At 61.9% G+C, this 13850-nt stretch carries 11 protein-coding genes and 1 pseudogene; 3 read left to right on the forward strand and 9 right to left on the reverse strand.

Features of this window, described 5'->3' with window-relative positions:
- Window positions 1-14: 14 nt before the first annotated feature.
- The 5 genes and pseudogenes from P0D84_RS26105 to P0D84_RS26125 all read right to left on the reverse strand — a co-directional run bounded on the left by P0D84_RS26105 (window position 15) and on the right by P0D84_RS26125 (window position 5838).
- Complete coding sequence (locus tag P0D84_RS26105; protein WP_408341548.1) at window positions 15-758, reverse strand: ABC transporter ATP-binding protein; 744 nt, start codon at window positions 756-758, stop codon at window positions 15-17.
- Window positions 755-1594: an ABC transporter permease subunit gene (locus tag P0D84_RS26110; RefSeq protein WP_408341549.1), complete on the reverse strand. Its 840-nt coding sequence runs from the start codon at window positions 1592-1594 to the stop codon at window positions 755-757. The genes P0D84_RS26105 and P0D84_RS26110 overlap by 4 nt, the downstream gene beginning before the upstream one ends.
- Before the next feature lie 224 nt (window positions 1595-1818).
- Window positions 1819-1979: pseudogene (locus tag P0D84_RS26115) on the reverse strand (multidrug effflux MFS transporter); the annotation flags it as partial.
- Between the two features lie 265 nt (window positions 1980-2244).
- On the reverse strand, window positions 2245-3705 hold the full coding sequence (locus P0D84_RS26120; protein WP_408341550.1) for an NAD-dependent succinate-semialdehyde dehydrogenase: 1461 nt from the start codon (window positions 3703-3705) through the stop codon (window positions 2245-2247).
- Between the two features lie 849 nt (window positions 3706-4554).
- Window positions 4555-5838 carry a 4-aminobutyrate--2-oxoglutarate transaminase gene (locus P0D84_RS26125; protein WP_408341551.1) on the reverse strand — a complete coding sequence of 428 codons (1284 nt, stop codon included), beginning with the start codon at window positions 5836-5838 and terminating at the stop codon, window positions 4555-4557.
- 172 nt (window positions 5839-6010) lie between these two features.
- Here P0D84_RS26125 and pdxR point away from each other — a divergent pair, with 172 nt between their 5' ends.
- A complete protein-coding gene (gene pdxR / locus P0D84_RS26130) occupies window positions 6011-7534 on the forward strand; it encodes a MocR-like pyridoxine biosynthesis transcription factor PdxR (protein ID WP_408341552.1) in 1524 nt (507 codons plus the stop codon).
- Window positions 7535-7662: 128 nt separating this feature from the next.
- Here the strand turns inward: pdxR and P0D84_RS26135 are convergent, their stop codons facing one another.
- The 4 genes from P0D84_RS26135 to phnC all read right to left on the reverse strand — a co-directional run bounded on the left by P0D84_RS26135 (window position 7663) and on the right by phnC (window position 11632).
- Window positions 7663-8499, reverse strand: a complete 837-nt coding sequence (locus tag P0D84_RS26135) for an EamA family transporter (RefSeq protein WP_408341553.1) — start codon at window positions 8497-8499, stop codon at window positions 7663-7665.
- A 356-nt stretch (window positions 8500-8855) separates the two neighbouring features.
- The gene (phnE, locus tag P0D84_RS26140) at window positions 8856-9698 is read right to left on the reverse strand and encodes a phosphonate ABC transporter, permease protein PhnE (protein ID WP_408341554.1); all 843 of its coding nucleotides are present in this window, start codon (window positions 9696-9698) and stop codon (window positions 8856-8858) included.
- A complete protein-coding gene (gene phnD / locus P0D84_RS26145; RefSeq protein WP_408341555.1) occupies window positions 9695-10672 on the reverse strand; it encodes a phosphonate ABC transporter substrate-binding protein in 978 nt (325 codons plus the stop codon). The genes phnE and phnD overlap by 4 nt, the downstream gene beginning before the upstream one ends.
- 42 nt (window positions 10673-10714) lie before the next feature.
- Window positions 10715-11632, reverse strand: a complete 918-nt coding sequence (gene phnC / locus P0D84_RS26150; protein WP_408341556.1) for a phosphonate ABC transporter ATP-binding protein — start codon at window positions 11630-11632, stop codon at window positions 10715-10717.
- Between the two features lie 291 nt (window positions 11633-11923).
- On the opposite strand from phnC, the gene P0D84_RS26155 reads away from it, so the two are divergent.
- A complete protein-coding gene (locus tag P0D84_RS26155) occupies window positions 11924-12958 on the forward strand; it encodes a M14 family zinc carboxypeptidase (protein ID WP_408341557.1) in 1035 nt (344 codons plus the stop codon).
- The gene (locus P0D84_RS26160; protein ID WP_408341558.1) at window positions 12955-13731 is read left to right on the forward strand and encodes an alpha/beta fold hydrolase; all 777 of its coding nucleotides are present in this window, start codon (window positions 12955-12957) and stop codon (window positions 13729-13731) included. The genes P0D84_RS26155 and P0D84_RS26160 overlap by 4 nt, the downstream gene beginning before the upstream one ends.
- The last annotated feature ends 119 nt before the right edge of the window (window positions 13732-13850 follow it).

Genomic DNA, 13850 nt, shown 5'->3' on the forward strand with positions numbered 1-13850 from the left:
ATGCAGAAAAGCGCTCAGTGAGACTGAACGCCGAGCTCTTCGAGCAGGATTGGCCGCAGTGCCTGCGGCGTGTGGTTTTTGGGTTGGAAGGAAGCCGCGATGCGCCCCGAGCGCATGACGAGAATCCTGTCGGCGAGCGTGAGCGCCTCGTCGACGTCATGCGTCACGAGCAGCACGCCGGGGCGATGGCGCACGACGAGTTCCTTGACGAGTCCGTGCATCTTGATTCGCGTGAGCGCGTCGAGCGCCGCGAACGGTTCGTCGAGCAGCAGCAATGCGGGATCGCGGACGAGGCCGCGCGCCAACGCCACGCGTTGCGCCTGACCGCCAGACAGGTTGCGCGGCCAGTCGTCTTCCCGGCCGGAAAGCCCGACTTCGGCCAACGCACGCGCGGCCCCGGCTCGACCGACCGTCGTTTCATGACCGAGCGCGACGTTCTCCCACAGCGTTGCCCAAGGCAGAAGCCGGTGCTCCTGGAAAACGACGGAAGGGCGATCGGGCGCGCGGATCTGACCGGCGTTGGGTAGATCGAGCCCGGCCAGCGCACGCAACAGGGTGGTCTTGCCACATCCGCTTTCCCCGAGCAGCGCGACAAATTCGCCTTCGCGGATATCGAGGTCCAATGTATCGATGACGACACGGGTGCCGTAGCGGCGTTGCAGGCCGCGCACCGATACGGCGAGTGGCGACGCGTTCACTCGCTCCTCGGCGAGAGCCGGAACAGCGGCATCCTGGGTCAGTGCAAAATTAAGCGTCACTTGTGCGCACCCTTGGTGTAATTCGCGTGCCATGAGAGGAAATGCCCTTCAAGCAGCCGCACCAGCGTGTCCGCCACGACGCCGATGATCGCGTAGATGATCATGGTCAATAGAATGACATTGGTCTGCAGGAATTCGCGCGCATCCATGGCCAGAAAGCCAATGCCTTTCGTCGTCGCGAGTGTTTCGGCGATGACGAGCGCGAGCCAGGCATGAGCGAGTGCATAGCGGACGCCCGTCAGGATCGACGGCATCGCACCAGGCAGAATGATCCGTCGCACGACCGCCGTCCAGTCCAACCCGATGACCTTCGCGAGCTCCATCAGCTTCGGATCGATCTGGCGAATGCCAAGCATGGTGTTGATGTAGATGGGGAACAGTACTGCGAGCGCGACCAGAAAGATTTTTGCCACCTCGCCGACGCCGAACCAGATGATGACGAGCGGCAACATCGCGAGAAACGGAATTGCGCGCACCATCTGGATCGAGCGGTCCAGCAGCGCCTGCGCGAGCGGCGAGAAACCGACCAGGATGCCAAGCGCAAGTCCGATCGTTCCGCCGATTGCAAAGCCTGCGGTGGCACGCAACAGCGAAACGCCCAGGTGAACGAAGAGATCGCCGTTTCTCGCCAGATCCAGCGCGGTTGCCGCGACGCTGCTCGGGGCTGGAAGAACCTGAGGGGTAATCAGTCCAACGCGCGACGCAACTTGCCACAGCACCAGCAGTACCACTGGAACGATCCACGAAATCCACCTGTAGAGCGCGCCTTTCGACACGCCCAGGTACGACCGGGTCGATGCGACATAACTGTTGCGAGAATAAGTGACGTCAGCCATGTCGGTTCCAGATTAGCCATGAAAAAGGACTGCTCGCAGCTGGAGCCAGTACGGATCAACACACCTCCGAGCGGATTCATTTCGCCCAGCGAGCCGGACCATGAACATTTATCGGCAAAAGGCGGTACCTCGCGAAGGCGAGTTTGTTATTAGAGGCTGCTGGTATTGCGATGACAAACAGTTTTTTATGCTTTGCTTTTCAGTTGTGACGGCAACCGATCGTAAAAAATTACGAGACCGAAAGCCGGCACGCGCTTGCACCCGTACGCGTCGGCTACGGGCCCGAAAACGAGCTGGCCGACTGCGTAGGCCGCGAAGCAGCCGGAGCGCTCGACTGGATTGCGTGAGGCGAAGTCGCGAAGAAGGGCGCCATCGCGGGACAGGCATCTGGTTGGCCAGCGCCGCACCGTCGTGACGCAACGCGCGGGTCATGTCAGGTTGCGCTGGCCGGAGCGCTAACCATCAACCTGTCATATGGATATCTGGATTCGATGGATGCGCGATCTCCGCTGAGCACCAGGCTCAGGGACGACTCCCGGCCCGATCGGCCCTCGCATTTCCAGATGCACGTCAGAAAGGCTACGCGCAACAGGATTCTGTCGGCGTAGCTTCCGGCGCAAGTCCAATATTCGAGCCCTTACGGTGAAGGCTCAGATCCCGCCCACGCACAGGTACTTGATGACGACGTAATCGTCGATGCCGTAATGCGAGCCTTCGCGGCCCAGGCCGGATTGCTTGACGCCGCCGAACGGTGCGACTTCGTTGGAGATCAGCCCGGTGTTGATGCCGACCATGCCATATTCGAGCGCTTCGGCGACGCGCCAGACGCGGCCGATATCGCGGCTATAGAAGTACGACGCGAGGCCGAATTCGGTATCGTTGGCGAGGCGGATTACTTCCTCATCCGACGAGAAGCGGAACAGCGGCGCGAGCGGCCCGAAGGTTTCGTCGCGCGCGACCTTCATGGCCGGCGTGACATCCGCGAGCACGGTCGGCTCGAAGAAGCCGTGACCGAGCGCGTGGCGCTTGCCGCCGGTGACGATGCGTGCGCCTTTGGCGAGGGCGTCTTCGATATGCGATTCGACCTTGAGCACAGCGGCTTCGTTGATCAGCGGGCCTTGCGTGACGCCCTCGTCGGTCCCGCGGCCGACCTTGAGTTGTTCGACGGCGACGCGCAGTTTTTCGGCGAATGCGTCGTAGACCTTATCGTGCACGTAGAAGCGATTGGTGCAGACGCAGGTCTGGCCGCTATTGCGGTATTTCGATGCGATGGCGCCTGCGACGGCCGCGTCCAGATCCGCATCGTCGAACACGATGAAGGGGGCATTGCCGCCGAGTTCGAGCGACACTTTTTTGACCGTCGGCGCGCACTGCGCCATCAGCAGACGGCCCACCGGCGTCGAGCCCGTGAAGGACAATTTGCGCACGATCGGATTGCCGGTCAATTCCGCGCCGATGGCTTTCGGCTCACCGGTGACGACGTTGAACACGCCGCGCGGCACACCGGCGCGTTCGGCCAGCACCGCTAGGGCGAGTGCCGACAGCGGCGTGGCTTCGGCCGGCTTGACGATGATCGGGCAGCCGGCGGCGAGGGCGGGGCCGACTTTGCGCGTGATCATGGCAGCGGGGAAATTCCACGGCGTGATGGCGGCGCAGACACCGATCGGTTCTTTCGTGACGACGATGCGTTTGTCGCTGGCCGGCGTGGGGATCGTGTCGCCGTTGACGCGTTTGCCTTCTTCGGCGAACCATTCCAGGAACGAGGCGGCGTAGAGGATTTCGCCTTTGGCTTCGGCGAGGGGTTTGCCTTGTTCGGTGGTCAGGATCTTTGCCAGATCGTCGGCGTTTTCCAGCATGAGGTCATGCCATTTGCGCAGGATCGTGGCGCGGTGTTTGGCGGTGGTGGCTCGCCATGCTGGCCAGGCGGCGTTGGCCGTGTCGATTGCACGGCGGGTTTCTATTGTGCCCATGCGGGGCACGGTGGCGATTGTTTCGCCTGTGGCGGGGTTTTTTACTTCGAAGGTTGTGGCGTCTTCGGCGGGTTGCCATTCGCCTGCGATGTAGCTTTTTGTTTTTAGAAGGGTAGGGTCTTTTAGGACTAGCGTCGGCATTTGGGTTTTGCTCCTGGGTTTTGAATTTGGGGTTTTTTTCCTGCGTCGCGCTTATTCGGCTGTATGCCTGCGGCGTTGGCCTTTCCTTGGATTGCTGGCCCGCTCGGGGCTTGCTATCTGTTTACCTACGGTGTTGGCCTTTCCTTGAATTGTTAGTGGTCTATTAGTGTTGCCCCTGTGCGGGGCGGCACTTACTTTCTTTGCCGCCGCAAAGAAAGATAAGCAAAGAAAGCGGCTCACACCGCCAGCGCATAAGCGGGCCCCCGCACAGTCACGGTAGTGGTGCATCTGGAATCCGTGTTCTCGCACACTCCGCGTGAGTGACAAGGCCGTCATACTTCCGGCGGCGCTGCGCGCGCCGAAGGGCACTTCTTAAAACCATCTGCTGTGTTTTCGCGCTCACGGGTCGTTTGACGCCATGGCGCGGCGTGTATTGCGTCTTCGCCTCCGCTTCTCGCCGCCGTCGCCAGTGTGTCTCGCCGAGGCAAAGCCGATGCTTCCCACCTGCTCCCAAACGAACCCACTGGTTTGATGATGAACCTTTCCGGCGAGCACGCGGTGCGAGGCGGGAAGTATGACTGCCTGGTCACCAGGGCTGAATGTGCGAGGGCACGGATTCCAGATGCACCACTACGGCAACTGCGCGAGGAACCCGCTTATAAGCTGGCGGTTTGAGCCGCTTTCTTTTGCCTACTTTTCTTTGCGGCAGGCAAAGAAAAGTAGGTGCCGCCCCGCACAGGGGCAACGCTAATAGACCAATATCAAATCAAGGAAAGGCCAAAAAGCCAGCTCAAGCAAAGGCCAACACCGCAGGCATACAGACAAACAGCGCCGCTAGCCAAAACCCCATCAAACAGCGACAGCAACACATTCCTTAAGCACAGCTTCCAAAATCCCCATTGCCTCATCAAAGACGGAATCTTGAATCGTAAGCGGAAACAGAAACCGCACCACATTCGAATAAACACCACAAACCAGCAGCAACAACCCGCGCTCGAGCGCGATCGCCTGCACCCGCCTGGTGAAATCAGCATCCGGCTCCGTCCCACCTGCTTTGCAGAACTCAACAGCAACCATCCCACCCGGCCCGCGCACATCGGCGATCTGCGGAACCTCGCTCTGCAGCGCGATCAGCTTCGCCTTAACCCGATCACCCAAAACAGTAGCCCGCTCGCAAAGCTTCTCTTCATCGATGATATCCAGCACAGCATGTGCCGACGCAACCGCCAGCGGATTGCCCGCATACGTGCCGCCCAAACCACCAGGCGCCGCCGCATCCATCACATCAGCACGCCCAACCACACCCGATAACGGCATGCCGCCCGCAAGGCTCTTGGCAATCGTCATCAGATCAGGCACCACGTCATAGTGATGCATGGCAAACAACTTGCCAGTACGGGCAAAACCCGTCTGTACTTCGTCGGCAATCAGCAAAATGCCATGCTCATTGCACAGCTTGCGCAGAGCACGCACGAACTCGGCCGACGCTGGATAGAAACCGCCTTCGCCCTGAACCGGTTCGAAAATAATCGCCGCCACACGCTTCGGATCGATGTCGGCTTTGAACAGAAACTCGATCGCCTTCAGCGAATCGGCCGTCGTCACACCATGCAGCGGATTCGGGAACGGAGCATGGAACACGTCCGCCGGGAACGGACCAAAGCCGATCTTGTACGGCGTAACCTTGCCAGTCAGCGCCATGCCCATCATCGTGCGGCCATGGAAGCCGCCCGTGAACGCAATCACGCCCGGACGGCCAGTCGCGGCACGCGCAATCTTGATCGCGTTTTCAACGGCTTCCGCGCCGGTCGTGAAAAAGGCGGTCTTCTTCGGGTAGTCGCCCGGCGCGCGCTGGTTGATCTTTTCAGCCAGTTCGACGTACGACGCGTAGGGCACGATCTGATACGCGGTGTGCGTGAAATGATCGAGCTGGTCGCGGATCGCCGCCAGGATCTTCGGGTGGCGGTGGCCCGTGTTGCACACGGCAATACCCGCAGCGAAATCGATGAAACGGCGGCCTTCGACGTCCCACAACTCGGCGTTCTCGGCGCGCTCGGCGTAGAAATCGCACATCACCCCGACGCCGCGCGGTGTGGCGGCGTCTTTGCGGCTCTTCAGTTCAGCATTCTTCATGATTATCTCCTTCGCTCCTCGGTTTTACGGGCCGCTGGCGGGGCCGCCTACGGGAGGCGCCTGCGGGGGGCCGCCAGCGGACGCTGCGCGCTTAGCGCAGCACATGCAGCGACTATAATGAGATTTGGCTCTTAACTTCAGAGCCATTTCAATAAAAATGTAGGAGCCAATCATGCGCGCAAGCGTTTTGTCCGACTGGCTGGCGCAGCGCCTCGACCGTGGCAACGGCCAGCCGATCTATCGTCAGCTGCATCGGCTGTTGCAACAGGCGATCCTGTCGCGCGAATTGCCGGCGGGCAGCAAGGTGCCGTCATCGCGGCTGCTGGCGCAGGAATTGGGCATCGGGCGCAATACCGTCACACAGGTCTACGAGCAATTGGTGCTCGAAGGCTATGTGAGTTCGGCAACTGGCCGGGGCACGTTCGTCGCCGATAGCGCGCCTGACGAGATCATCGGCGTGCCCGACGCCGAAGCGCCGGCGGCGGCGCTCGAGTCATTGCCATCGCCGCCGCCACTGCCGTTGCGGGGCAACCGCGCGTTGTCCACGCGTGGCGCGCGGCTCATCGCGGGAGCGGGCGTGTCGAAACGGCAATGGGGCGCGTTTATGCCCGGGGTGCCGGATGTCACGAAGTTTCCGGCGCGAGTGTGGAGCCGCCTGCACAACAAGTATTGGCGCCGGCTGCGCCCGGATTTGTTGACCTACGCGCCGGGCGGCGGGTTGGCCTCGTTGCGGCACGCGTTGGCTGACTATCTGCGGACGTCGCGCTCGGTGCGCTGTACGCCCGAGCAGATCATCATCACGACCGGAATCCACCAGTCAGTAGACCTGGCTGTGCGCCTACTGTCCGATCCAGGCGATGTGATCTGGACCGAAGATCCTTGCTATTGGGGCGTACGCAGCGTGCTGCACGTGTCCGGCCTGCAATCGCGGCCGATCGCGGTCGACGAAGAAGGTATCAATCCCTCCGCTGACGATCTTGCGCATCCGCCGAAGCTGATGCTTGTCACGCCGTCGCATCAATATCCGCTCGGCATGGTGATGAGTCTCGCGCGGCGGCGCATGTTGCTCGAGTACGCGCGGCAAAACCAATGCTGGATCATCGAGGACGACTACGACAGCGAATACCGCTACGGCAGCCGGCCGCTGGCATCGCTGCAAGGTCTGGATACGTCAGGGCAGGTGATTTACGTGGGCAGCTTCGGCAAGACGCTGTTTCCGGGGTTGCGCATTGGCTACCTGGTCGTGCCCGAAGCGCTGGCCGAGAGCTTTGCGACCGCGAGCGCGGAGTTGTATCGGGAAGGGCAGTTGCTGCAGCAGGCGATGCTCGCGGAGTTCATCGCGGAAGGGCATTTCACGTCGCATATCCGCAAGATGCGCACGCTGTACGGGCAGCGTCGTCAGGCCTTGCTGGACGCCGCCGCGCGCCGTTATGGCGACGCGCTGCCAGCGGTGGGCGGCGATGCCGGTTTGCATCTGGTGATGCAATTGCCCGAGGGCAGTGGCGACCGCGCGGTGGCTGCCGCGGCGCTGGAGCGCAATATCGTCGTGCGGCCTTTGTCGGGGTATTACGCGCAACCGTCGCTGGCGCCGTCGGGCTTGCTGATCGGCTATGCGTGCGTGCCGGACGAGGAGATCGCGCCGGCGTTCAATACATTGGCTGAGGCGATTGATGAGAGGCTTGTGCAGTTCGCTTGAGCTTGGGGGGCACGGGCGCGAGGCGACGGATGAGGGGCGAGGGGCGACGGCTCTTACGCGTTCAAAGCGGCTTCAGAGCGGGTCAATGATGGGGCGGAAAATGGCGTCAACATGAGCGCCACTGCCCCTCAAATCCGAATCAACACAGCCCCCAGCGTAACCAGCGCGCACGCCGCGATACGCCGCGTGGTCAGCTTTTCCTTCATGAACAGCCATCCAATCAGCACCGCGAAGATCGAACTCAGTTCCCGTAGCGCGGACACCATCGCGATGGGCAGATAGCGGTAGGCCTCGATGATCAGGCAATAGGCAATGAGTGCGAGCGCGCCGGAGGCCATGCCCTTAAGCACCACGGTGCGGCCGATGAACAGCCCCCTGGCGCCACCGCGCCAATGCCAGGCGAGCAGAAACTGCGGGATATTCCAGATCAGATAGACCCACATGATGTAGCTCAGGCCGTTGCCCGCCAAGCGCGCGCCGATCCCGTCCACCACCGAATACGTCGCGATGAAAAAGCCGGTGAGCAGCGCAAACGGTACGCTTTCGCCGGAAAACCGCATGCCGCGGCGAAACGCCAGCGAGACGATGCCGAGCGACACCAGCGCCACGCCGATCGCCGCCAACGGTTTGAGCGCTTCGTGCGCGAACACCAGCGCGCCGACGAACACGAGCATCGGCGAAAGACCGCGCGCAATCGGATAGATTTGCCCGAAGTCGCCACTCTTGTACGCGCGGATCAGCGCCAGCAGGTAGCCGAACTCGAGGACCACCGACGCGAGGATGTAAGGCCACGCCGCCGGCGCAGGCAGTGGCAGCACGATCACGCCGACCGCGCTGACCGCGATATACGGAATCGCCATCATGCCGAGCAGCCATACGCGGTCTTCGGATAGATGCAGAAACGCGTTCCAGGTGGCGTGAAGCAGCGCGGAGAGCAACACCAGCAAGACGACAGGGGTGTCCATCGAAGACCAGGGAGAGGAAAAGGAAGGCCGAAGACCGGTCGCAAGCCAGTGATTATTCCAGCAGAACGCCGGAATGGAGGGGTGGACGACTAGAGTGAAGGGGCTTTATGTGGCAAAAGCCGGAAATTTGTGGCAGCCGGGAACTGCTCTGACAGACGTCGACTCAATGCTGACACGCTGACACGCTGACACGCTGACACGCTGACACGCTGACACGCTGACACGCTGACACGCTGACACGCTGACACGCTGACACGCTGACACGCTGACACGCCGACACGCGGTACCGAAGCGACCGGATAAGGGTTGGCGAAGTCGCGTCTCGCCAACCCTCGGCACTCAGGAATCGCGAACTGTCACGTCACGCGTTCGCGCAGCCACGCGGACGCGAGATCGATCACCGTCACGACGACGATCACCATGATCAGCACCGCAGCGGTGGATGCGTAATCGAACGAGCGAATCGCCTCGTACAGCACCACGCCGATCCCGCCCGCGCCGACCATGCCGACCACCATCGCCGAACGCACGTTCGATTCGAAGCGATATAGCGCGTACGAGATCCACAACGGCAGCACTTGCGGCAGTACGCCGTAAATGATTTCGTCGAGACTGGTCGCGCCGGTGGCGCGCACGCCTTCGGCCGGACGCGGATCGATTGCCTCGACCGCTTCGGCGAAGAGCTTGGCGAGCACGCCGGTGGTGTGCACCCACAACGCCAGCACGCCGGCGAACGGACCGAGTCCCACCGCGACGATGAACAGCATCGCGAAGACCATTTCATTGATCGCGCGGCACGCATCCATCAGGCGGCGCATCGGTTGCACGACCCACTGCGGCGCCATGTTGTGCGCGGACATCAGACCGCACGGCACCGCGCATACCAGCGAGAGAGCCGAACCCCACACCGCCACCGAGAGCGTCACAACCATTTCGTGCAAATAGCTGCGCCATTCGGTGAAGTCCGGCGGGAAGAAGTCCTTGGCGAACTGGCCCATGTTGCCGGAGTCGGAGAGCAGGTCCCACGGTCGCATATCGGCGCCGTGCCACGCGCCACCCAGCACGGCAAGCACGGCAATCCAGCCGATGAGCGACAGCCAGCTGCGCTTGCCCGCGGCGGGGGCGGCAACGCGCGCCGTATGCGCGGCGAGCGCTTCGCTCGCACGCGCGGGCGACGTGGTCAGATCAACTGTGTTCATTGCTTGGCGACGGCGGTGTTGAGTGCGTTCAGCTTCGCATCGAGCGCGGCCAGCTGCGTCTTGCGCTCGTCGTCGGAAAGATGCGTATCGCTCGCGATCTTCTGCTTCTGCTGGAACAACGCGATCTGGCGAATCGACACCAACTGCTCATTCGACGATGCGGCGAAGCCCCCGTAGCCGGTAATCGCGGCCATCACTGCCTTTTCATGCGGATCGGTCTTCGCATAGTTCACGAAAAAGTTGCGGATCTTGTCCTTGGTGGCCTGCGGCAGGTCCTTGCGCCACACCAGCGGGTCGGACGGAATCAGCGGCGAGGTCCACAGCACGCGCACTTGCGCGAATTTGTCCGGGTGCTGCTTCTTCAGCGTGTCGAGCATTTCGCTGTTGTTGGTCGCGATGTCGATCTTGTTGTTCACCACGGCCAGAAGGTTCGCTTCATGGCTCGACGGCAGCACCATCTTGAACGACGTGTTGACCGGCGTGTTGTGCTTGGAAAACAGGTAATAGCCTGGGATCAGCGTGCCCGAGGTGGAATTCGGATCGCCGAAACCGAGCGTGACGTCCTTCGTATTCTTGAACACGTCGTCGAGCGTCTTGAAGCGGCTGTTCACGTTAGTGATCAGCACCGAGTAATAGCCGGCATCGCCGTTCGAATACCGGATCTTCGCGAACACTTCGCCTTGCGAGCGATCCACCGCTTCGATCGCCGACGCATTGCCGAAATAGCCGACCTGTACCTTGTTAAAGCGCATGCCTTCGATGATGCCGGCGTAGTCGGTCGCGAAGAACGCTTTGACGTTCAGGCCGGTCTGCTTGTTCATGTCGGCGATCAGCGGTTCCCAGCGCTCTTTCAGCACGGAGGACGAATCGGTCGAGATGATGCCGAGGTTGATGTCCTCGGCTTGTGCGGTGGCGACGCAGGCGAATGCGGCCGCGCCGACGGTCAGCGTGATCAATGAACGCAGGAATTTCATCGCTTTGAGATCCGGTTGAGAAAACAGAATGGGTGGGCGCGCTCAGCTCGAGTGCGCCGGATTGAGGGCGAACGCATAACGCGTCGAGGTGGGTGCGGTGTCTTGCGTCGCTACGCCGGTTTCGATGCCGCTGACGTTGCTGGCCGTAGGAGCGGCATTGCTATCGGCGGCTGCCTGATCGAGCAGTTCGCGGGCGTCGTCGCCATAGAGCTTCTTGAGCAGGGCAGGCGTGAGCGCGGTGGAAGGGCCGTCGTAGACCACCTTGCCGCGTCGCAACGCAACCGTGCGCGGGCAATACTGCATCGCGATGTCGACCTGGTGCAGCGAGACCAGCACAGTCAGTTGATGCTCGATGTTGAGCGTGCGCAGCATTTCCATCACGCGGCGCGACGATTCGGGATCGAGCGAGGCGATCGGTTCGTCGGCGAGCACGATGCGCGCGCGCTGCACCAGCGCACGCGCCAATGCCGCGCGTTGTTGCTGGCCGCCGGAGAGGTTGGCGGCGCGTTCGCGCGCATGGTCGCCGATGCCGACTTCATTGAGCGCGGCCAACGACAGGGCTCGCTCGGCGCGCGGAAAGCGTCCGGTGAGACGGCGCCACAAAGGCAGCCGCGCGAGCGCGCCGATCAGTACATTGCTCTCCACGGAAAGCCGGTTCACCAGATTGAACTGCTGGAACACGAAGCCGATATCGCGGCGAATGCTGCGCACTTCCCGCACGATACGGCCGTTCTGCTGGATCGGCCGGCCAAGGATCGCGATCTGCGAGGGCTGCGCATCCGAGGGCGTAAAGCCCGCGATATGGCGCAGCAGCGTCGACTTGCCCGAACCCGAGGCGCCGATCAACGCAACCATTTCGCCTGGCTCGACACGCAGATCGATTTCGTCCAGCGCCTTGCGGCCATTGCCGAACGTCTTGCTCAACCGTTCGATACGAATTGCTTCCCGAATTGCTTCCATAAGTATCCCTTGATGCATCCGGCCATTGCCGGCATGTGTGGGGCTCATTCTAGGAAGCATCTGTGACGGTTCAGTGAAGGTGTCGCAACGTCTAGACGACTATATCTCCATGTGTCATTTTTGCGTCGCCACAAAGGCAAGCAGAAGTCATTCATTCGAATAAAAAATGACATCCGTATGACACGATTTGCCTCGCGCAGTGCCGGCAGCGCATGATCGCCGGCAGCCAGGCTATATTGCGTCATCCGGCATGCCGTCCCCAATAACCTTGCAGTTCCTTGCGACGTTGTCATGCAGCCTTTGAGCTTTCTTCCCGACAGTTTTGCGGAGTACGAAGATCTCAAGACGATCCTCGATCAGGGCAGCGCCAGCTTCGAGATTCGTACCGTTTGCGAGACGACGGTGCGTGGCCGGCAATTCGCCGTGCACACGGCGAGTATCGGTTCGACAGACCCGCTCGCGCCGGCTATTGGCTTTTTTGGCGGCATTCACGGGCTCGAACGGATCGGCTCGCAACTCGTGCTCGACTACATGCGCGCACTGCTCGCCCGGCTGGAATGGGATGAACTGCTGGTGCGGCAGTTGCAATCGATTCGTCTGATCTTTATGCCGATCGTCAATCCGGGCGGCATGTGGGCTGCCACGCGCGCCAATCCCAATGGTGTCGACCTGATGCGCAACGCGCCGCAGAATGCCGACGAACGCGTGCCGCTGCTTGCCGGCGGTCAGCGGGTCGGCGCATGGCTGCCCTGGTATCGCGGGCGGCAAGGTGAGCCGATGCAGCCGGAGGCCGTGGCACTCCTGCGGGTGGTTGAAACCGAAATGAGCGCGCGCCCCCTGAGCATCGCGCTCGACTGCCACTCGGGTTACGGCTGGAGCGACAGCATCTGGTTTCCCTACGCACGTACCCGCAAATTGATGCCCCATCTGCCGGAAATGTACGTGCTGAAAACCATGTTCGAGCGCGCTCATCCGCATCACGGCTATGCGTTCGAGCCGCAGAGCCATCAGTATCTGTTGCACGGCGATCTGTGGGACTTCGCGTACGACCGCGCGCCGGCGCCCAACGTCTTCCTGCCGATGACGCTCGAACTCGGTTCATGGCTATGGATCAAGAAAAATCCACGCCAACTGTTTTCACGTCAGGGTATGTTCAATCCAGTGAAAGCGCATCGCACCGCACGGGTGCTGCGGCGTCATGCGAATCTGCTCGATTTCCTCGCGCGCGCGGCGTTCTCATCGCAACGCTGGTTGCCGCAAGGCAATCGTCGCGAGCAATTGCTGCAAAGCGCGATCGACCATTGGACCAAACCGGAAGCGTCATGAGCACGTGGATTCTGTTGCGTGGACTGACGCGTGAAACACGCCATTGGGGGCGTTTGCCGGGCTTGCTGCGCGAGGCGATCGGCATGGATCGGCTGTTGCTGCTCGATCTGCCCGGCAACGGCGAGTTCGCGAACTTGCGCGCGCCGGCGGTGGTCGAGGATATGGTGGGCTTCGTGCGGATTGCTGCGCTGCAAAGCGGAGCGGCAGCGCCTTACCGCGTGCTGGCGATGTCGCTTGGCGGCATGGTCGCGACCGATTGGGCACAACGGCATCCTGGCGAGATCGAGCGGCTCGTGCTGATCAATACCAGCATGCGCCCGTTCAGCCGCCTGCCCGAGCGCTTGCGTCCATCCGCCTGGCCGGGCCTGCTGGGCGTCGCAGCCCACTGGCGCGACGCGCCGCGCGCGGAAAGCGGCATTCATCGGCTGACGTGCAATAACGTCGAAACGCTGGACGCGGATCTCGAGGCATGGAGCGAGATTCGCCGGAGCGCGCCGGTGAGCCGCGGCAATGCGTTGCGGCAGCTTTGGGCCGCCGCGCGCTTTAGCGCGGCGCCAACGAAACCGCGTAGCCCGTTGCTGATTCTGTCTTCACGCGCCGATAAGCTGGTCAATCCGGTGTGTTCGGCGAAACTCGCGGCGGCGTGGGGCGCACCGCATCGCGAGCATCAATGGGCCGGTCACGACCTGCCACACGACGACCCGGCCTGGACCAGCGAACAGGTTCACGCGTGGCTGATAGAAGAGGCTGGTGAGCCGAAGGCCGTGCTTTAAACAGACGGCGGACCGCCGCCGCGCTGCCACGGGCAACGGGTATAACCCAGGTCAGCTCGCCCATCGCTTTCCGGGACGGCAGGCGCATAATCCCCGTTCAGACGATGCATGCGAATCAA

The sequence above is a fragment of the Paraburkholderia sp. RL17-337-BIB-A genome, from assembly GCF_046025895.1.
Taxonomy (GTDB): Bacteria; Pseudomonadota; Gammaproteobacteria; order Burkholderiales; family Burkholderiaceae; genus Paraburkholderia; species Paraburkholderia fungorum_C.

What these genes read in the sequence shown, in the direction of transcription:
- P0D84_RS26110 (WP_408341549.1), bottom strand. Translation starts at nt 1,594, where the DNA reads ATGGCTGACGTCACTTATTCTCGCAACAGTTATGTCGCATCGACCCGG.
- P0D84_RS26120 (WP_408341550.1), bottom strand. Translation starts at nt 3,705, where the DNA reads ATGCCGACGCTAGTCCTAAAAGACCCTACCCTTCTAAAAACAAAAAGC.
- P0D84_RS26125 (WP_408341551.1), bottom strand. Translation starts at nt 5,838, where the DNA reads ATGAAGAATGCTGAACTGAAGAGCCGCAAAGACGCCGCCACACCGCGC.
- pdxR (WP_408341552.1), top strand. Translation starts at nt 6,011, where the DNA reads ATGCGCGCAAGCGTTTTGTCCGACTGGCTGGCGCAGCGCCTCGACCGT.
- P0D84_RS26135 (WP_408341553.1), bottom strand. Translation starts at nt 8,499, where the DNA reads ATGGACACCCCTGTCGTCTTGCTGGTGTTGCTCTCCGCGCTGCTTCAC.
- phnE (WP_408341554.1), bottom strand. Translation starts at nt 9,698, where the DNA reads ATGAACACAGTTGATCTGACCACGTCGCCCGCGCGTGCGAGCGAAGCG.
- phnD (WP_408341555.1), bottom strand. Translation starts at nt 10,672, where the DNA reads ATGAAATTCCTGCGTTCATTGATCACGCTGACCGTCGGCGCGGCCGCA.
- phnC (WP_408341556.1), bottom strand. Translation starts at nt 11,632, where the DNA reads ATGGAAGCAATTCGGGAAGCAATTCGTATCGAACGGTTGAGCAAGACG.
- P0D84_RS26155 (WP_408341557.1), top strand. Translation starts at nt 11,924, where the DNA reads ATGCAGCCTTTGAGCTTTCTTCCCGACAGTTTTGCGGAGTACGAAGAT.
- P0D84_RS26160 (WP_408341558.1), top strand. Translation starts at nt 12,955, where the DNA reads ATGAGCACGTGGATTCTGTTGCGTGGACTGACGCGTGAAACACGCCAT.